The 17,664-nt window shown below is 60.2% G+C and carries 20 protein-coding genes and 1 pseudogene; 17 read left to right on the plus strand and 4 right to left on the minus strand.

Going from position 1 to position 17,664, the window contains the following annotated elements:
• Positions 1-87: 87 nt before the first annotated feature.
• Both ACFQX9_RS01415 and ACFQX9_RS01420 read left to right on the plus strand, forming a co-directional pair.
• Positions 88-384, plus strand: coding sequence for a DUF736 domain-containing protein (locus tag ACFQX9_RS01415; RefSeq protein WP_141340643.1), 297 nt, complete (start codon positions 88-90; stop codon positions 382-384).
• A 164-nt stretch (positions 385-548) separates the two neighbouring features.
• Positions 549-713 (plus strand): annotated as a pseudogene (locus ACFQX9_RS01420) (DUF736 domain-containing protein); the annotation flags it as partial.
• 160 nt (positions 714-873) lie between these two features.
• On the opposite strand, the gene ACFQX9_RS01425 reads toward ACFQX9_RS01420, so the two are convergent.
• Positions 874-1,155, minus strand: coding sequence for a helix-turn-helix domain-containing protein (locus ACFQX9_RS01425; protein ID WP_377786195.1), 282 nt, complete (start codon positions 1,153-1,155; stop codon positions 874-876).
• Between the two features lie 106 nt (positions 1,156-1,261).
• On the opposite strand from ACFQX9_RS01425, the gene ACFQX9_RS01430 reads away from it, so the two are divergent.
• The 5 genes from ACFQX9_RS01430 (at position 1,262) to ACFQX9_RS01450 (ending at position 3,770) form a co-directional block, all read left to right on the plus strand.
• Positions 1,262-1,540 (plus strand): DNA -binding domain-containing protein, encoded by a 279-nt coding sequence (locus ACFQX9_RS01430; protein ID WP_377786197.1) that lies wholly within the window; start codon positions 1,262-1,264, stop codon positions 1,538-1,540.
• Positions 1,541-1,758: 218 nt separating this feature from the next.
• Positions 1,759-1,881, plus strand: coding sequence for a transcriptional regulator domain-containing protein (locus ACFQX9_RS01435; protein WP_377786296.1), 123 nt, complete (start codon positions 1,759-1,761; stop codon positions 1,879-1,881).
• Positions 1,882-1,930: 49 nt separating this feature from the next.
• Positions 1,931-2,461 (plus strand): DUF2285 domain-containing protein, encoded by a 531-nt coding sequence (locus ACFQX9_RS01440; protein WP_377786199.1) that lies wholly within the window; start codon positions 1,931-1,933, stop codon positions 2,459-2,461.
• A gap of 124 nt (positions 2,462-2,585) precedes the next feature.
• A complete protein-coding gene (locus ACFQX9_RS01445) occupies positions 2,586-2,864 on the plus strand; it encodes a helix-turn-helix transcriptional regulator (protein WP_377786201.1) in 279 nt (92 codons plus the stop codon).
• Positions 2,865-2,867: 3 nt separating this feature from the next.
• Positions 2,868-3,770 (plus strand): replication initiator protein A, encoded by a 903-nt coding sequence (locus tag ACFQX9_RS01450; protein WP_377786203.1) that lies wholly within the window; start codon positions 2,868-2,870, stop codon positions 3,768-3,770.
• A gap of 584 nt (positions 3,771-4,354) precedes the next feature.
• On the opposite strand, the gene ACFQX9_RS01455 is transcribed toward ACFQX9_RS01450, so the two are convergent.
• Positions 4,355-5,332: an IS110 family transposase gene (locus ACFQX9_RS01455; RefSeq protein ID WP_377786205.1), complete on the minus strand. Its 978-nt coding sequence runs from the start codon at positions 5,330-5,332 to the stop codon at positions 4,355-4,357.
• Between the two features lie 323 nt (positions 5,333-5,655).
• On the opposite strand from ACFQX9_RS01455, the gene ACFQX9_RS01460 reads away from it, so the two are divergent.
• The 6 genes from ACFQX9_RS01460 to ACFQX9_RS01485 all read left to right on the plus strand — a co-directional run bounded on the left by ACFQX9_RS01460 (position 5,656) and on the right by ACFQX9_RS01485 (position 12,025).
• Positions 5,656-6,120, plus strand: a complete 465-nt coding sequence (locus ACFQX9_RS01460) for a DUF2840 domain-containing protein (RefSeq protein ID WP_377786207.1) — start codon at positions 5,656-5,658, stop codon at positions 6,118-6,120.
• Positions 6,120-6,626, plus strand: a complete 507-nt coding sequence (locus tag ACFQX9_RS01465) for a S26 family signal peptidase (protein WP_377786209.1) — start codon at positions 6,120-6,122, stop codon at positions 6,624-6,626. The genes ACFQX9_RS01460 and ACFQX9_RS01465 overlap by 1 nt, the downstream gene beginning before the upstream one ends.
• Positions 6,627-6,629: 3 nt before the next feature.
• Positions 6,630-7,526, plus strand: a complete 897-nt coding sequence (locus ACFQX9_RS01470; protein ID WP_377786211.1) for a lytic transglycosylase domain-containing protein — start codon at positions 6,630-6,632, stop codon at positions 7,524-7,526.
• A gap of 243 nt (positions 7,527-7,769) precedes the next feature.
• Complete coding sequence (locus ACFQX9_RS01475; protein ID WP_377786213.1) at positions 7,770-9,497, plus strand: relaxase/mobilization nuclease domain-containing protein; 1,728 nt, start codon at positions 7,770-7,772, stop codon at positions 9,495-9,497.
• Between the two features lie 92 nt (positions 9,498-9,589).
• Entirely contained in the window at positions 9,590-11,566 is a 1,977-nt protein-coding gene (locus ACFQX9_RS01480; RefSeq protein WP_377786215.1) for a conjugal transfer protein TraG, read from the plus strand.
• Between the two features lie 9 nt (positions 11,567-11,575).
• Positions 11,576-12,025, plus strand: coding sequence for a CopG family transcriptional regulator (locus ACFQX9_RS01485; protein WP_377786218.1), 450 nt, complete (start codon positions 11,576-11,578; stop codon positions 12,023-12,025).
• Positions 12,026-12,165: 140 nt separating this feature from the next.
• Here ACFQX9_RS01485 and ACFQX9_RS01490 read toward each other — a convergent pair whose 3' ends face one another.
• Positions 12,166-12,693, minus strand: a complete 528-nt coding sequence (locus ACFQX9_RS01490; protein ID WP_377786220.1) for a LysR family substrate-binding domain-containing protein — start codon at positions 12,691-12,693, stop codon at positions 12,166-12,168.
• A gap of 213 nt (positions 12,694-12,906) precedes the next feature.
• On the opposite strand from ACFQX9_RS01490, the gene ACFQX9_RS01495 reads away from it, so the two are divergent.
• The 4 genes from ACFQX9_RS01495 (at position 12,907) to ACFQX9_RS01510 (ending at position 17,288) form a co-directional block, all read left to right on the plus strand.
• Positions 12,907-13,119 carry a hypothetical protein gene (locus tag ACFQX9_RS01495; RefSeq protein ID WP_377786222.1) on the plus strand — a complete coding sequence of 71 codons (213 nt, stop codon included), beginning with the start codon at positions 12,907-12,909 and terminating at the stop codon, positions 13,117-13,119.
• Between the two features lie 93 nt (positions 13,120-13,212).
• Positions 13,213-13,791 carry a helix-turn-helix domain-containing protein gene (locus ACFQX9_RS01500; RefSeq protein ID WP_377786224.1) on the plus strand — a complete coding sequence of 193 codons (579 nt, stop codon included), beginning with the start codon at positions 13,213-13,215 and terminating at the stop codon, positions 13,789-13,791.
• Positions 13,784-15,007 (plus strand): type II toxin-antitoxin system HipA family toxin, encoded by a 1,224-nt coding sequence (locus ACFQX9_RS01505; protein ID WP_377786226.1) that lies wholly within the window; start codon positions 13,784-13,786, stop codon positions 15,005-15,007. Before ACFQX9_RS01500 ends, ACFQX9_RS01505 begins: the two co-directional genes overlap by 8 nt.
• Before the next feature lies 1 nt (position 15,008).
• Positions 15,009-17,288 (plus strand): restriction endonuclease, encoded by a 2,280-nt coding sequence (locus ACFQX9_RS01510; RefSeq protein ID WP_377786228.1) that lies wholly within the window; start codon positions 15,009-15,011, stop codon positions 17,286-17,288.
• On the opposite strand, the gene ACFQX9_RS01515 is transcribed toward ACFQX9_RS01510, so the two are convergent.
• Positions 17,275-17,640, minus strand: a complete 366-nt coding sequence (locus ACFQX9_RS01515) for a hypothetical protein (protein WP_377786230.1) — start codon at positions 17,638-17,640, stop codon at positions 17,275-17,277. The genes ACFQX9_RS01510 and ACFQX9_RS01515 overlap by 14 nt on opposite strands.
• Positions 17,641-17,664 lie beyond the last annotated feature (24 nt).

The raw sequence follows: 17,664 nt of genomic DNA on the forward strand, positions 1-17,664 counted from the left end.
AGGCTGCGGGCCGGTCGTTGCGGCGCTCAAAGATCGCCATCAAGGCCGCGATGGTCGCGGGCTTGAAAACAGCAACAGGAGATTACCATGGCTCAGATTGGCACCTTCACCCGCGCCGAAGACGGCTCATACACCGGCACCATCAAGACGCTCTCGCTCAACTTCAAGGCGCGCTTCCTTCCTGCCGAACCCTCCGAGAACGAGAAGGCTCCGAACCTGCGCGTGGTGGTCGGCAATGTCGAGATAGGTGCCGCGTGGCAGCGCACCTCCAAGGACAACGCCGTCTATCACTCGGTTAAGCTCGACGACCCGTCCTTCCCGGCGCCCATCTACGCCAACCTCGTCGCGGTCGATGACGGCTACGCGCTGGTCTGGTCGCGCTGACCCGCGCCGCTGCGGCGCCTCACCTCGTGCGAGGCGCCGCAGCTTCTCTCCTCGGGATTATGCGGAGCGGCGCAGTCGCAAAAGCTCGGGAAAATCGCGGCTACCAGTCCACGACTCCGCCGCGCGACGCATAATCCGCCTTATGCGGTGCACCGCATAACGTCGAGATCGGGGCAGCTTGGTCGAAGCGCTCGGAGGAAGGCCGCGACTACCTCTCGCTCAAGCTCGACGATCCCTCGTTCAACGCGCCGATCTACGCGAACCTGTTCGATGAGGAAGGCGAAGGCTACACCTTGCTCTGGTCGCGGCCCCGCAAGAATGGAGAGTGAGGCTCACTATCGCCCCGCCCGACGACCTCGGGCGGGGCTCCCTCTTGGGGAAAAGCCGACTGAGCAAAGCTGCAGCCGGACCGGCCTGGTCGAGTTGATTTTCGAGTTTAAGACACGCACTTACATGGCGCTTGTCCGCGTGGCTTGAACTCGCCCAATGCTATTGCTTCTTGGAACTTAGACGCGGTGACTTGCGACCTTTAGGCAACGTCTTGGGTGTTGCCGCTCCCTTGGGTGGCTGAACAAAGAATTCAGATAAATGAACGCCCAGCGTCTCGGCGAGCCGGTCGAGAAGATCAATAGTCGGATTCTCAGATTGCCGCTCAAGGCCGCTCATATATGAACGGTCGATCCCGGCATCGTAGGCCAGTTGCTCTTGCGGAATACCGCGATCCACGCGGATCCGGCGCACATTCCAGGCAACGAGCGCACGAGCTTTCATGCGCTCAAACAGCCATTAGGCAGACCATCAAACCACTGGCTATAACCGAACTATTTTGGTAAGTTTCCTTACAATGCAGATTAGCGAAGTGCGCGCATAAGCCTACATGACGAAGCCACCGTTAGATCCCGATGTCGCCGATGTCGCGCCGCATGAGCCGGTGCTGACGACCTATGACGAGCAACATCTCGTGACGTATTGGCGACTTCTTGATGCCGAAGCCGATGGCGCAGATTGGAAAGAGGTAACCCGGATCCTGTTGCACATCGATCCGGATCGCGAACCTGCTCGCGCCCGCAATGCGTTTGATAGTCACCTGGCCCGCGCAAAATGGATGGCAGACCACGGCTACCGTGGCTTGCTTCGCGGCGGCGCGCCTAAATAGCAAAATCTTTCATGAAGAATTCGCACTCGAGAACAGATTTCCTCGCTGACGCGTGATCGCCTGCAGGCATCACGCAATGCATAATTGGCGACTTCCGCAACAATCCCAAGCTTCATAGACATTGCGCCGCAATCGACTTACAGCAGGGGATCACAGCGATGTCCGAGTTCGACTGGCGCTCACCGGAGGCGTATCAGCATGCTATCAAGTCGGGCGAGATGGCGGATTTCGCCTGGGAGTCACTGCGGCGCAGCTCCAACTATCGGGCTTCCTATCGTAAAAATCGATCGCAGATGAGTTCCGAATTCCGAAGGAGATGGGGCGTCTGCTTTCGCCCATGACCCGCAGGGGTCCTTTCACCAACAGACTATCTTCTGGGCACCTGAGGCGTTGCCGACGGTGGTGCCGGTCGTTCGCAGCGCGTCCGGCTCAAAAGCGGTCGGCGCGGGGCTACAGCTTGCCGACCTTTCATCGGGCGCCATCAGACAGGCATCTGACGGTTGGCATGCCGTATTGCGCCTTCAAGGGGCACAACATCATCTCTGGCTGAAAGAGGCGCCGCAGTTTGGTGTCTCTTATGCGGCCGAACTGCCGCTCGATGCGGACTTTGAGATCCGCGCCCACGCCTCACATCGGCTGTGGCGCGCAATCAACGGCCGCCCGCCGGGACCTTCCCTTCATCAGCTTTCGGCGCAGCGGCGCGAACGACTCGTCTTGGTGCTGCGAGCGCTCGATGGACACATGGAGGGTGCTTCCTATCGCGTCATCGCCGAGGTGCTGTTCGGCCGGAAACGCATCCCTGAGCACGCCTGGAAAACCCACGAATTGCGCAGCCGGACCATCCGCCTGGTGCAGGCTGGCTTGGCTCTGATGCGCGGCGGCTATCGCGCATTGCTACGTCCTTCATCTCGCAAGGAGTAGAGCAGGGGTGCCGAAAATCATCACTCGATCTTCGGCATCCCCCTAGGCACGCTGACTGCGCCATCGTGACCGTCGACGCGCGGCCCGAGCCGGCCGCGCTCCAGACGACCACGGAGCCTCGCAAATGCCCGATCCGAACGCAGGCCTGCCGCCGCGATACCTGCGCACGCCCGAAGCGGCGCGCTTTCTCGGACTGTCCGGCCGCACCCTCGAAAAGCACCGCACGTATGGGACAGGCCCGACCTACCGCAAGCTCGGCGGTCGCGTTGTGTATGCGATCGAGGACCTGAAGGCGTGGGTTGACCGCGGCGCCAAAACGTCCACCAGCGATCCCGGCACAGGCACGGTTCTGCCCGCGAAACGGCACACACCCGTTCCGTATGCCGGTAAGGAGCGGCGCTGACCCATGCCGGACAGCAACTCCACTGCAAGCAGCAGGCGCCAATCAGAGCGCGACCAGCTCGATCTGTTTCGCGCCCTCCCGGGCGATCTGGCGCCACGGGACGCGCAAGACCTGATGGCGTATCCGTTCTTTTCGCTGGCAAAGTCGAGGCGCATTGTTCCCATCGATTTCCGCGCAGGCACCATCACCATTCGTGTCGAAGCCGTGCCGGAACATGGCATGGCGACGATCTGGGACGCGGACGTTCTGATCTGGGCTGCCTCGCAGATTGTCGAAGCCCGTGATGCCGGCCTGAAAACGTCCCGCCTGATGGCAGCGACCCCTTACGAGATCCTGACCTTCGTCGGCCGCGGCACCAGCGTGCGCGACTACGACCGCCTGAAGGCTGCGCTCGACCGGCTGCAATCGACCACTGTGATGACATCGATCCGCCAGCCGAGCGAACGGCGGCGGCATCGCTTTTCCTGGATCAACGAATGGAAAGAGACTGCCGATCCGCACGGGCATGCCCGTGGAATCGAGCTGATCCTGCCCGATTGGTTCTACACGGGCGTTCTCGATGAAGCGCTCGTGCTAACGATTGACCGCGCCTATTTCGATCTGACCGGTGGATTGGAGCGCTGGCTCTATCGCCTCGTCCGCAAGCACGGCGGCCGTCAGAATGGCGGTTGGAGCTTCGATCTCGTGCACTTGCATGCGAAGTCCGGCAGCATGTCGCCGTTCAAACACTTTGCCTACGACCTGCGTCAGATCGTCCGAAGTCAGACATTGCCAGGCTATCGGCTCATCATCACGCATCATCCGAATGGCGCAGAGCGATTGAATTTCGCACCAGTCCCCATCGGCCCGTCAAGCAAGCGACTGCGCAAGCGTGGCCTCGTCCTTCCTGCTGGGGATAAGCGGTGAATTCGCTCGTGCTATCAGGGACCAGAGCGCTCGTGCCATCGGGGACGCGATGCTCGTGCTATCGAGGACCGGAATCAGAGCTAAGGTTCTGCGGCGCCGAGATTTCCTGCTCCCGTAACTTTACTAACGTACTAAAACTAACTTCTTGTTGTGAATCAGGGAGTTGTGAACAGGTCGGTCGTGCGTGCAACGAGGATGCCTCATGCGCTTATGCTGTCACGCGCAAGACCTTCCTGCAATGCGAATCCGTTCTCCAAGATGCGCGCGCGTCCGCGATCGCGCGCAAAATCACGGAATCACCAGCATCGGCAGCACAGCATCACGCTCGTCGCCTTCCTTTGCGGCAGCTCGCTCGTCGAGGAGAACTCGCTAACGTCCGTGGTTGGCACGACGCCAACCAGATGCCGCAATCTGGAGAATGGGCAGTCAGGCTAGTCAGCGCCGTGCATGATGGCCTCACAGCTCTGCATGAAGCCGCCCGCAAGAAAAGTTGCGATCTCACCCACATCCCCGTCCCCTCGGACGCCGCTCCGCCGTGGCGGAAGGAAAAGGCGCGCGAGGAAGCGGCTGGGTCGCGGAGGCCCTTAAGTCGCCGCAGCGACCCGGCCACGCTTGCCGCCGGCGCCAAACTGGAAGGTGGCGCCACTAGTCCAGATCTTGTGCAGCAGCACGGCGAACGCGCGAGCCACTGCGGTCGCCGCGCGCATCAGACCCTTCTTCCTGGCCAGCCGCACGCCCCACAGCCGCAGCTTAAAGGTCTTCGGAATGCGCGTGAGGATCGCGATCGCCGCCTCGTAGAGCATCGCCCGCGTCAGCTCGTCGCCGCATTTGGAGATGTTGCCGATCCGGTCGGTCTGGTCGGTTTGATAGCGCCGCGGCGTCAGCCCGAAACCGGCGCCGACATTGGTCGACTTCTTGAATCGCGGCGGATCATCGACGGCGGCGCGAAACGTCAGCGCCACGCGGTGCAGTTTTGCCAACTGCTGTCGCATGGCGCTGCGGGCGTCCAACAGCGGCGCCACGATCGCTTCCAATTCCTTCTTCCCGGCCAAGAGATCGCGCACCCGCGCATCAAAACGGCCGACCGAGATCTCGCCGACTTTGAAGCCGAACGGGCGCAGCAGGCCGCGGATCATGTTCTCCATGTCCAGAACCTTGCCGAGCATCGCTTTGCGCGCGACCAGCAGCGCCAGCAACGTCTGTGCGCTCTCCGACTTGACATGAACCGCGCGGAACAAACCAGTGCGCATCATCTGCGCATTGTCTTTTGCGTCGTTGCGGGCGGTCTTATTCAGCATCGCGTTCATCGACGCCTTGGCGTGCCGGTTCTCGATGCAGATCATCAGGAGCCCCTTTTCGGCAACCGCCGTGAACAGCCAGGCGCTGAACGAGAACGCTTCCAGGCCGACGCGCTTGAGACGAATTCCCCACTCCGCCAGCAACAGTTCGATCGCGTCCGGATCGGTGTCCAGCTTCGCCTCCCTGACGACCTTGCCGTCGTCGACCACACAAATGTTCGTCGCCTCCCGCGACACGTCGAGCCCTGCATAGAAGTCCATCATGCCCCTCCGCTGCCGACCGCCGGAACGCACCGTGCGTTCCGTTCGCGAAGCGTCGCGAGGCATCGTCGTCGCAATGCGACCGGTGAGGGGGCACCGGTCAGTACCCCGGCTAACCCGCTCTCCTTCAGATTCCTTCTAACGAATTGGAGCCACTCGGCAGCGATCCTTAGCAGCAGCACGAGCGCTGCAACGCTTGGACAACGCCGATCATCGACGCTTCATCGCAACCGTTCTGCCGAAACCAAAGCTCTGACGTCGATGCGCTGGCGACAGCGCACCCGTTGGCATGTCCGAAATTCCTCTCAAAACTATGGAGTGGCCGGGTGAGCGATCTCACAACTGTTGAACTCTTGTGGCTCGAGAAGCGGATCGAGAACCGAATCCGGTTCGGCAAGCCTGTATCGGAGAAGATCATTGACCAGCACCGGCGCATTCTCTCGTTTATGCCCGGCAGCATCTTTGCGTTCGTGCGCTGGTCGTCCAATGACTTCGGAACCATCCTGTCTCGCATCGACATTCTGCGCGCGATCACACCGGGGCAGCGGTATTCGACTGTGCCCTGGGTCAGCCCCGGCGGCGAAAGCCTGCTGCGACTGGCGGGCTGGCGAAAGGTCGAGCGCGTTCTCCAGTTGATCGACGCCGTCGAGTCACTCGGCATCGAACCTGCCGATGCAGCGCCCGAGTATTGGCATCACATCCACAACCGTCTTTCCGTCAACGAAACGCCACGACCTTATACGCGTGCGCGCCACCAGGCCTGGCTCCACCGGCGCAGGATGGTGTTCTGATGGGACGGCTAAGGATCATCCTTGCGATATGTGGGGCCACAACGCTCGGGCTTTGGCCGGTCACCGACACCTCACTATCGTACATCTGGAACGCTTCCGAAAGTGTGCCGATCGGCCTCTACCGTTTGCAAGGGACCGCACGATTGCACATCACTGAGCTCGTGGCCGTTCGGCCACCAGAGCCGCTTGCGAGCTTCCTCGACTTCAACGGCTATTTGCCGAGCGGTCTTCCGATGCTCAAGCGCGTGCTGGCGTTACCCGGACAAACCGTCTGTAGAACGGGACTCACAGTCGTCGTCGACGGCATCGAAATGGGCCAGGCACGCGAGCGCGACCGCCGTGGCAGGCAATTGCCGGCCTGGCAGGGCTGCCGGGTCGTCGCTGGGGACGAGGTCTTTCTCATGAACTGGCAGTCGGCGGTGTCCTTTGACGGCAGATATTTCGGACCGCTCCCGATATCGGCCGTCATCGGGCAAGCGCTACCGGTGTGGACCAGGGAGGACTGACAAATGCCGGCATTGCTCCACTGGGTTGCAGTTTCTCTATTCGACCGATCGCACTGTCATTCCTCCATCCCGGCCGAATTGTCGGCAATCGGCGCGCGTCGCCGCCGTCTCGCGCCGGCTCAGCGCCGGCCGGGAAGAGCTCTGTCCTTGGCGGCTGTCCACACATTGCTATCTCGAGCCGCTGCTTGCTTCTTGGGAATTCTGCTGACGTTCGGAGCGCCATTGGCCGGCAGAGCGGAGGCTGGATCGCGCGCACCCGCTGCGCGCTCCTCAAACCTGCTTCCAGGCCCTGCATACGCCGCGTTCGTGACTGAAGCCTCGCATCGGTTCGCGGTCCCGGAGCGTTGGATCCGTGCTGTCATGCAGGCCGAAAGCGGTGGTGATCCGCACTCCATATCACCTCGCGGAGCGCTCGGGTTAATGCAAATCATGCCCGCGACCTGGGTCGAACTGAGCGTTCGTTACGATTTCGGTATCGATCCGTTTGATCCTCACGACAACATCATGGCTGGGACAGCGTACCTCCGCGAGATGCTCGATCGTTTCGGATCAGCAGGGTTTCTCGCAGCCTACAATGCTGGACCAAGACGGTACGAGGAGCACCTGGCCACCGGTCGAGCGCTTCCGGATGAAACACAGATCTACATCGCTATACTCGCACCATTGATCGGTATTGAGCAGCGCAACAGCGGTGGTTCGGCTGCCAGACGCTTCGCCGCGTGGCAGCAAGCGCCGCTCGTTGTTGAGCGGTCCAAGAGCTTATCGGCTGACACCAACTCGGCATCCGGTATCCGCACGATGAATTCGTCGAAAGCAGCGCCTAGGGCGGGTGCAACTGCACTCGTGCCTCGCGGGACGGGCCTGTTTGCGCTGCGATCAGACGAGGTGCAGTCCCGATGATCGCAATCGCATTTCGTCGCATGATGTCGAAGCCAGTCGCAACCTTGAGAGTGGTCGGCAGAGAGCTGGGAGTGAGCGACCGGGGAGGGCAGGGTAAAAGCCGCAAGGTGCGGCCGGTCGGTCGGGGCAGGAATCACCAGCAAATTCAAATCACGCTGCAAACATTGCCAATGTCCAGCAAACCTTGCGACGTTCGGCAACGCGCTATTTTGGTTCAGCTTTCGACACCCTGCGGAGCTGACGATGGCCGGTAACGATGATTTCCGCGTCCGTCCCGGCCGCATCCGCTCGACGCGCCCGGCTCGGACAAAACCGTTCCTGGCGCAGGCCCTCAAAGCTGCGCAGAAGGCCGGCGGCCTCTCACATGGTGGCCGCAGCCATGGCAGCACGTTTGGGCGCGGCCGCGCGGCGAGCCTTGCCGCGACCCGGCTCCTCAATAACCGTGCCCGCAGCGCCATCGTCAAGGCGCGTGTTGTGCGCCGGATGCGTTCGCCAGGCGCCCTGCGTGCCCATATCGGTTATCTCCAGCGCGACGGCGTCACCCGCGACGGAGCACCCGGCAAGCTCTTTGACGCTAGCGGCGATGAGGCCGACGGCCGCGCCTTCGCCGAGCGCTGCGAGGACGATCGGCATCATTTCCGATTCATCGTCTCGCCCGATGATGCCACTGAGCTGGAAAGCTTACGAACCTTCACCCGCGAACTGATGGATCAAGCTTCGCGGGACCTTGGCACCAAACTCGATTGGGTGGCGGTTGATCATTGGAACACGGAGCACCCGCATATCCACGTCCTCGTGAGGGGCCGTGGCGATGACGGCAAGGACCTTGTCATCAGCCGGGACTATATCTCGAAGGGCTTGCGCGCCCGAGCCGGGGATCTCGTCACGCGTGAACTCGGCCCGCGATCAGAGCTGGAGATCCGCCGAAACCTGGACAGGGAAGTGACGGCTGAACGTTGGACTAGGCTCGATCGGGTGCTGGCCCGGGAAACAGGGGCGGCGGACGGGGTCATTGATCTGCGGCCGGACCGGGAAGCCGCGCGCGACCCGTTGCGTGAGATCCGGATCGGAAGGATGCGCAACCTCGAGCGGCTGGGCCTGGCCGAGCCGGCCGGGCCGGCGCGCTGGGTACTGGCGGCTGACGCGGAGCAGCGCCTGCGAGAGCTCGGGGAACGCGGCGATATTATCAAGCGGCTGCACAAGAGCCTCACGAAGGATGGCGCCGCACGCGCATCGTCATCCTGGGCACTCGAAAGCGAACGCCATGGCGAACCCGTGATCGGCCGCCTTATCGCACGTGGGCTTGACGATGAGCTGAGGGGCTCGGCCTTCGCCGTCGTCGACGGCGTCGATGGGCGCGTTCATCACCTGAAACTCCCCGAGATCGAGGCCGCGGGTGACGGGCCGGTTGGCGGCATTGTAGAGCTGCGACGGTTTGAGGACGCAGGGGGCCGCCAGCGGATCGCGCTGGCTGTCCGCTCAGACCTCAATCTTGACCAGCAGGTGACGGCGGATGGGGCGACCTGGCTCGACCGGCGCCTGGTCGCTCGTGAAGGCGCCGATTTCTCTCGTGCCGGTTTCGGCGCCGAAGTCCGCGCCGCGCTCGACCACAGGATCGACGCCCTCGTAGAGAAGGGCCTCGCCAGCCGGGATGGCGACAAGGTCACACTCGGTCGCAACCTGATTGGCATCCTGCGCAACCGCGAGCTCGAGACCGTGGGGCGGCGCTTGGCCTCCGAAACCGGGCTGGCGCATTTGCCCGCGGAGCCAGGAGAGTCCGTTTCGGGGGTTTACAGCCGGAGGCTATCGCTCGCCTCCGGCCGCTTCGCCATGATCGACAACGGCCTCGGTTTCCAGCTCGTGCCCTGGTTACCGTCGCTGGAGCGTGAACTGGGCAGGCAGGTGAGCGGCATTGCCGGTCCAGGCGGGGTGGATTGGAGTTTCGGCCGCAAGCGCGACCTCTCGCTTTGACCCACCGATCTCCGCGCCAATCTGCGCGCGACTACGACACCGAGCGGTTCGCCGTTGCGCTAGTAGCACGCGTTGCCGCATTGCCTCGGTCCATGTCCGCTACAAAGATTGTCTGGAGCCAACTGATCGTCGTCTCGCTGGTCGTGCTCGCCTTCCTCTGGACGGCGACCGAGTGGACGGCCTGGCGTCTGGCCTTCCAGCCGCAGCTCGGTCCCGCCTGGTTCATGATCGGGCACTGGCCAATCTATCAGCCAGCCGCGTTTTTCATCTGGTGGTTCAAATTCGATGCCTACGCGCCCGTCATCTTCATGCAGGGCGCATGCATCGCGGCTGGAGGCGGAATAGCAGCCGTTGGCGTTGCCATCTTCCTCTCGGTCTGGCGGGCCAAGGAAGTGCAGAACGTCACGACCTATGGCTCGGCGCAATGGGCGGATGCGCGGGAGATTCGGCATGCTGCGCTTCTTGGTCCCGTCGGCGTCGTGCTCGGCCGCTTTGGCCGCAACTATTTGCGGCACAACGGTCCGGAACATGTGCTTTGCTTTGCTCCGACGCGCTCGGGCAAGGGCGTCGGCCTTGTCATTCCGACACTTCTGACCTGGCCGAGCTCCACCATCGTCCACGACATCAAGGGCGAGAACTTCCAGCTGACATCCGGCTGGCGCGCCCGCTTTGGCCCCGTGCTCCTGTTCGATCCGACCAATCCGGCAAGTGCCGCCTACAATCCGCTGCTCGAGATCCGCAAGGGCGACTGCGAGGTGCGGGACGCACAGAACATCGCCGACATCCTCGTGGACCCGGAAGGAGCCCTCGAGCGCCGCAATCATTGGGAGAAGACCAGCCACTCCCTGCTCGTCGGCGCGATCCTGCATGTCCTCTACGCGGAAGCCGATAAGACACTCGCCGGCGTAGCCAACTTCCTGTCGGACCCATCGCGCCGGATTGAGACGACGCTGAATGCAATGCTGGCGACCCCGCATCTTGGGAAGCGCGTTCATCCCGTGGTCGCCTCGGCTGCACGGGAGCTCCTCAACAAGAGTGAAAATGAACGTTCCGGCGTCTTGTCAACGACGATGAGCTTCCTGGGGCTCTATCGCGATCCCGTCGTCGCCAAGGTCACCGGCCGATGTGACTGGCGTATCCGGGAGCTCGTCGACGGGGATCGTCCCATCTCGCTCTATCTGGTGGTACCGCCATCCGATATTGCCCGCACAAAACCCTTGATGCGGCTCGTGCTCAACCAGATCGGACGGCGCTTGACCGAAAGCCTGGATACCACCCGGCCGCGGCAGCAACTGCTCCTCATGCTTGACGAGTTCGCAGCACTCGGCCGGCTCGACTTCTTTGAGAGCCAGCTCGCCTTCATGGCCGGCTACGGCATCCGTAGCTTCCTGATCACCCAGAGCCTGAACCAGCTCGAACGTGCCTATGGCCCGAACCACGCTATTCTCGACAATTGCCATATCCGGATCGCGTTCTCGACTAACGATGAGAGAACCGCCAAACGGGTGTCGGAGGCGCTCGGGACCGCGACCGAGATGCGGGCGATGAAGAACTATGCCGGGCATCGCCTTTCGCCATGGCTCGGCCACCTCATGGTGAGCCGGCAGGAGACCTCCCGGCCGCTGCTCACGCCTGGGGAGGTCATGCAGCTCTCGCCCGATGAGGCGATTGTGATGGTTTCGGGGGTGCACCCGATACGCGCCCGCAAGGTTCGATATTATGAGGATCCACAACTCCAACGCCGAATCCTGACGCCCTCGCGCACGAAGCCAGTCACATCGACCACACGGTCAGATGAATGGTCGGGACAGAAGCCGATTCCGCCTTCAGCCGAATTGCTCGCTTCGCTGAGGAGCAAGACCCGCGATCCGAATGGCGGTATTCGCCGCGAGCCTGAGCTACCGCAGCATGAAGAAGTGGTGATCAGCTCTCCGCTTGCCGAAAACGAGTTCGACACTGCCCCGGATGATGCCGACGCCGAGGTCGTGCAGGCAACGGCCTTAACCCGGTCGATGCAGGGCATGGCACGCACTGTCAGCCTCGACCCTGACGACAAAATGGGCCTCTGAGCGGTCGTCATGAAAAAGGTCCAGCTAAGCATCTACCTCGATCGAGGTATCTTCGGCAGCCTTGAGGCTCTCGCAAAACGTCACGGCAAGCCCAAGTCTCTGGTCGTCGAGGCCGCGATCTCTTCATTCCTCTCGCCGGACGACTCCGACCGGCGGGAGGCGGCCATAGCCAAGCGGCTCGACCGCATCGTACGCATGCTGGAACGGCTCGAACGGAATGACGGTGTCACGCTGGAGACGATCGCGTTGTTCGTCCGCTTCTGGCTGACGTCTACCCCGGCCTTGCCCGAGCAGTCGAGCCCAGCCGCGCGTGCCAAGGGCGGTGAGCGCTACGACCGCTTTGTCGAAGCTCTGGGGCGACGACTTTCCAGCGGATCGACGGTCCTTAAGGAAGTGAGCATGGAATCAAGCGATCCTGGGAGTACTGCACCAGTCACAGGCGATCCCGGCTCTCATTGATCGGCCGACCGTCCTTTCTTTTCCTACGCCAGAACACGAGCGCCGGTTCCTGTCGCTCGATATCGTTGCGCTACTGCCTTTCTATCGCCGTCACTACTCATCAATCCATGCGGAGCGTCGGTGTTGCGGCCCCAGACAGATCAGGACGGTGATGGATAGCGTTGTTTCAGTAACTTCAAGAAATTTGCCAGCGCAGGACTTTCGTTGTCTGCTCGCCAGTTCGCAGAAAGCCCGATCCGCGTCGAACCAGCGCCATCCTGAACTTCTCTGTAAACGACGCCGTCGCAGCTCGTGCCAAGAGAGGATTCAAGTGTCAGTCCAATACCCGGACGCGCGCCAACCAGGCTCTTGATAGTTTCTCGGGTCGCATCATGCCATGCGATTTCAGGTCGATCTTCTGGGGACATGAGCTTTGCGATGAGACACTCGTGAATTGCAGGTCCGGGATCTCGGCGACCCAGCAAGAGAGTCTCGCCGCTGAGATCGGTCCACGAAACGGTTCGGCTTTCGGCCAATCTGTGGTCCGCGGGTAAGACAGCCAAAATGCGTTCGCTCCAGAGCGGCATCGACTTCGCTCCAGGCAGAGCTCGTTCGCCGGTCACAATTGCGGCGTCGACGGCCCTGTTGCGCAAGGCCATCGTGAGACGGTCCCTCGAACGCTCAATCATTTCGATGTCGACCTACGGAAATTGCTGCGTGTATCCGTCGTCCGCTAGGTCTGGTGAACGATGTCATTCCTCTCGGATCGTGCCGCGTAGAGCTCACCGAAAAACTCGGCAATCGCGTTGCTGCTCTCGGGCATGTCCTGTGTAGAGCTTCCTGGGCCAAGCCGATTTTCTTCGCGGTCGTGAACTTGCTCAGTTCCTTCGGACGATCGGGGAGTGGCGCTGGATCACCTGTTGGGCAGTAAGATCGATCGGATTGTCAAGCATCTCCCCACGCAGGGCGACCTGACCTATTGCGATCAGATGCTCGTCATCGAGGGCCGGCCTGAAGGCGTTCCGGCGCTGTGCTTTCGTGTCTTTCTCGCTGGTCTCGTCATGGTCTATATCCCTATTTTTCACGCAATGCGATATAGAATACTTATCATTTAGCCGTCCTGATAAGGATAATTATCGATCCTTGACTCGGTCACAACAATGATATAATATCATTATCAAGGGTCAATTTTGATCAGGATAATTATCATGGCGTACCAAAGCGAGGAGCTTATCCGAGAAGTGCAGGGCCAGCGTGTCAAGGAGGCTATCAGCCAGCGCGCTTTGGCCGCCCGCTCCGGATTGACCCAGGCGCACATTTCCCAGATCGAAACCGGGCGCCTTGAACCGGGCCTCTCGAGCTTCATCCAAATGGCGCGGGCGCTCGACCTCGAAGTCGTGCTTGTGCCTAAAAAACTTCTTCCCGCAGTGGAGGGTGTACTCCGTTCGACCGCCCCTGAATTCTTCCAGGAAGATGGGCAGTCTGTCCTTTTTGCCAAGGGTGAACGCCTCATCGCCAAACAGAAGAAGCAGTACGGCAGTTCAGCTGCGCTCGACCGCATCGCAGAATATCTTCGCTTCCTAAAACAAGTCCGCCTTTCAAAGTCCGACCTCGCCCTCGTTACGGATGTCATTGAGACTTTGCGTCACGATCAGGCCAGCCCGCCACCAAAGCCCGTACTAGATAATGTTGCGGGCGTACTGCAGGGCCTTCGCAACCGGATCGCGCATCCTGTGGAAGCGCCGCGTCCGGCCTATTCTTTTGATGGAGGGGACGACGATGCCTGAGGTCTCGGTTCTGGACGTTCATCTGTACGGCAAACCCATCGCCACCCTCACGCTCGTGCAGGGGGACCGGACGCTCTTTGCCTTCAATCAAAGCTATATCGACGATCCAGATCGCCCGACCCTGAGCCTGTCTTTCAAAGACCAGTTCGGCAATCTCCTGACCGCGTTCAGGCCCTACCGCATGGTTCTTCCGCCGTTTTTCTCTAACCTGTTGCCGGAAGGACCGCTGCGCCGTTATCTCGCAGAGCGCGCGGGCGTAAAGGAAAAGCGTGAATTCTTCCTGCTGTGGATGCTGGGTCAGGATCTTCCGGGCGCATTGTCGGTCCATCCGGCGGAAGGCGAGGCCCTGCCGCCGCAGGTCGAAGAGGACTTAACGCCGGACGAGCGGCACAACATGCTGCGGTTTTCCCTGGCTGGTGTGCAGCTGAAATTCTCGGCGCTCAAGAGCAATTCCAAGAGGGGCGGCCTGACCATCCCGGTGGAAGGCGTCGGCGGATCGTGGATCGTCAAACTGCCGTCCAACCAGTACGCGGGCGTGCCCGAGAACGAATATTCGATGATGACGATCGCGAAGGCCATGGGCATGGACGTACCGGACCTTCAGCTGCTCGACGTGAACGCGATCGATGGACTGCCCGAGGGCATCGGCGAATTCAAAGGACAGGCGCTCGCCGTCAAGCGGTTTGACCGGACCGCCGACGGTCCTGTTCACATGGAAGACTTCGCGCAGGTCTTTGGCGTCGCGCCGGACGAGAAATACGAGCACGTCAATTATAAGGGGATCGCAGGTGTGCTCGGCATTGAAACCGGTGATGCCGACGTCGCCGAATTTATTCGCAGGCTCGTCTTCAGTACGCTGATCGGCAATACCGACATGCACCTTAAGAACTGGTCGCTGATCTATCCCGACCGGCGAACGCCAGCATTGTCGCCCGCTTACGATCTGCTTTCGACCATTCCCTATATTGCGGATGACAAGATGGCGTTGAACTATTCACGCAGCAAGAAAATGACCGAGTTTTCCAAAGATGAACTCAAGCATCTTGCGGCGAAAGCGAAGATTTCTGAAAAGCTTGTCCTCGATACCGCCACCGAAACGGTGCAGCGATTCAAGCAGGTGTGGTCAGACCAGAAGAAGACGCTTCCGCTGGATAAAAAGGTGGTCGGTAGCGTCGATGCACACGCGGTCTCCATCCCGATTTACAGCGAGCTGTAGGATGCCCTACGAGTTCGGAAACCTTTCGCCAGCCGATTTCGAGGACCTCGCCCGTGACCTCGTCGGCCGCGAGCTTGGTATCCGTTTCGAGGCGTTTGCGGCCGGTCCAGACGGCGGCATGGATGGCCGACACGCCAAAGGCGGCGCAAAGATCATCCTTCAGGCCAAACATTACGCAGGCTCAACTTATCCCGGCCTCAAATCAGAACTCAAACGGGAGCGTTCGTCGATTGATCGTCTCGCGCCTACACGCTACGTGCTTGCAACATCGCGCGCGCTGACGCCGCCCAGAAAAACAGAACTTGCGGCTCTGATAGGCCCCTCTCTCCAAAGCGAAGGTGATATTCTAGGGCCGGGGGACCTGAACGGGCTTATCAGGAAATACCCTGATACTGAGAAGTCTCATATCAAGCTTTGGCTGTCAGGCGTGGGTGTATTGGAGCGCGTCTTGCGGTCGGCTGCGCATACTGTCAATAATATCACCCGTGAAGAAATCGAAGCCAAGGTACGTGTTTATGCGCCGAACCCGAGCTTCAATGGTGCCCGCGATACGCTGGAAGCGCATCATCTTGTGATCATTTCAGGCCCGCCGGGCGTCGGTAAGACCACGCTCGCCGAGATGCTATCTTACGCCTATATCGCCGAGGATTGGGAGCTTGTAGCGATCCGAAGTCTCGATGACGGTTTTGCCGCCATCGAAGATTCGAAGAAACAGGTCTTCTTCTTCGATGATTTTCTCGGAAGGGTGGCGCTAGACCGGAGTGCCCTTTCGCACAAGGACTCCGATCTCGCGCGCTTTATCAAGCGCGTCCGGAAATCCCCAAATGCGCGGTTCATTTTGACCACGCGGGCCTACATATTCGAGGAGGCCCGGCTGGTTTCCGAGTACTTAGCCGATCAGCGCCTGGATATCAGCAAATATGTGCTCGATGTCGGCATTTACACCAGACGGATCAAGGCGCGCATTCTCTACAATCATCTGCTCGTCGCGGGAACGCCGCAGAGTCACATAAGCGCGCTCATCGGAAGCGGTCATATCGCCAAGATCGTCGATCACAAGAACTATAGCCCACGCATTATCGATTGGATGACGGATAGCACCCGTGTGGGGGACATTCTGCCGGAGATCTACCCGGCCGCGTTTATCGATGCTCTCACGAATCCGAAGCAGTTATGGGACATTGCCTTCCGCACGCACATCGCGAAGATGTGCCAGCATCTCCTGCTCGCTCTCTTTTTTAGCTCCGAATACGGGGTTGGGCTCAAGGAGCTGAAGCTTTCCTATGAAAGTCTACACCCGCGCCTCTGCGCGAAATATGGCGAAGAGCACGGACCCAAGGATTTTGACGAGGCCCTGCGAACCCTTGAGGGAGGGTTCGTTAAGATCAGCGGGCCGCTCGTAAGTTTTGTGAATCCTTCTTTGCGAGATTATCTGACGGAGTATCTCAATGACCATGCGCTTCTCCGTGAGATCGCCGCCTCTGCCGTCGAATCGGACTTTGCACGAGCGGTCTGGTCATATTGCAAGACCATAAGGCTTCCAGCCGATAGCCTTGCAGTTGTGGCCACGTGCTTCGCCAAGATTGCGGGTGACTTTCTTCACCTCCCGGTATGGATCAAGACGCCCGGAAAACACGGGGATTCGTTGCAACAAACCGGTCTCTCGAACACACAACGCATAGAGCTGTTAATTGCCTGGCATCGATCCAGCGGCGATCAACGATTTTCAGATCTTGCTCTCGCGCTTGCGCGCGCGCCGGTCGACGGGCTGGACTCCTGGCGCGACGGCGACGACGTAATCGAGCTCATCGCCAAATTGCGTGACGGAGATTATTTTGACGAGTTCACTGTTGCAGGCGAGCTCGCCAATTGCCTCGAGACCGCTGCGATTGGAATGATCCACAATTGCGCTCCGGACGATCTTGAGAAAATCTCAGATGCGGTTGAAGAGTGGAAGCTGCATTTAGGCAGCGGGATTCCTCAGGCTGTTAACGAGGTCATTATAAGAGAGTTCGATGAAATAGATAGGACTGTCGAAAGCATCGACTCGGAATCGACCCTTACGGAACACATCGAGACTCTTAAAAAATTAGCAACTAGAACGCGTGTAAGCACAGCGGTCGTATCTCGCGCAGTGGAAACGGTTATGGAGCGGATCGCCGTCGTCGAAGGAAGATCGACGAGATCAAGTTCGCCTTCAGTTCGCGCGTCCACTTCCGAAGCGGACAAATTCGACGATGCAGCCCTGCAGAATTTATTCGCGCCGCTCATTCGCCGATAGCTGTCGCCACGTGGCCGTAGTGCATTCGGGTTTCGATTTGCGTGAGAAGCCGATGCGGGCCCTGCAATACAAATTCGAAGATCTGTCGGGCATAGTCTTCGGTGCAAGAACCGATTTGGCGGACAGGCTGAGGATCATGCGCATTATTGACCAGAAATGCTGCCTGGAACGGCGTAGCGATTTTGAATTCTTTGAAGTGAGATACGCGCCTGAAGAGTCGACGTTTCGCCTTCACCAGCTCAATCTTCTCAAGATTAATTATGATTAGCCTCTGGGTGCTAACCGGCAGGATCGATGTGCCGTAGACGATCCTCATCGGCGGCGTTGAACTTGGAATGAGGAGCAAAGCCAACCCAAAACTCGTTCGTGGGCTGAA

This window comes from Bradyrhizobium sp. GCM10028915, assembly GCF_042666195.1.
In the GTDB taxonomy this organism is placed as follows: Bacteria; Pseudomonadota; Alphaproteobacteria; order Rhizobiales; family Xanthobacteraceae; genus Bradyrhizobium; species Bradyrhizobium canariense_D.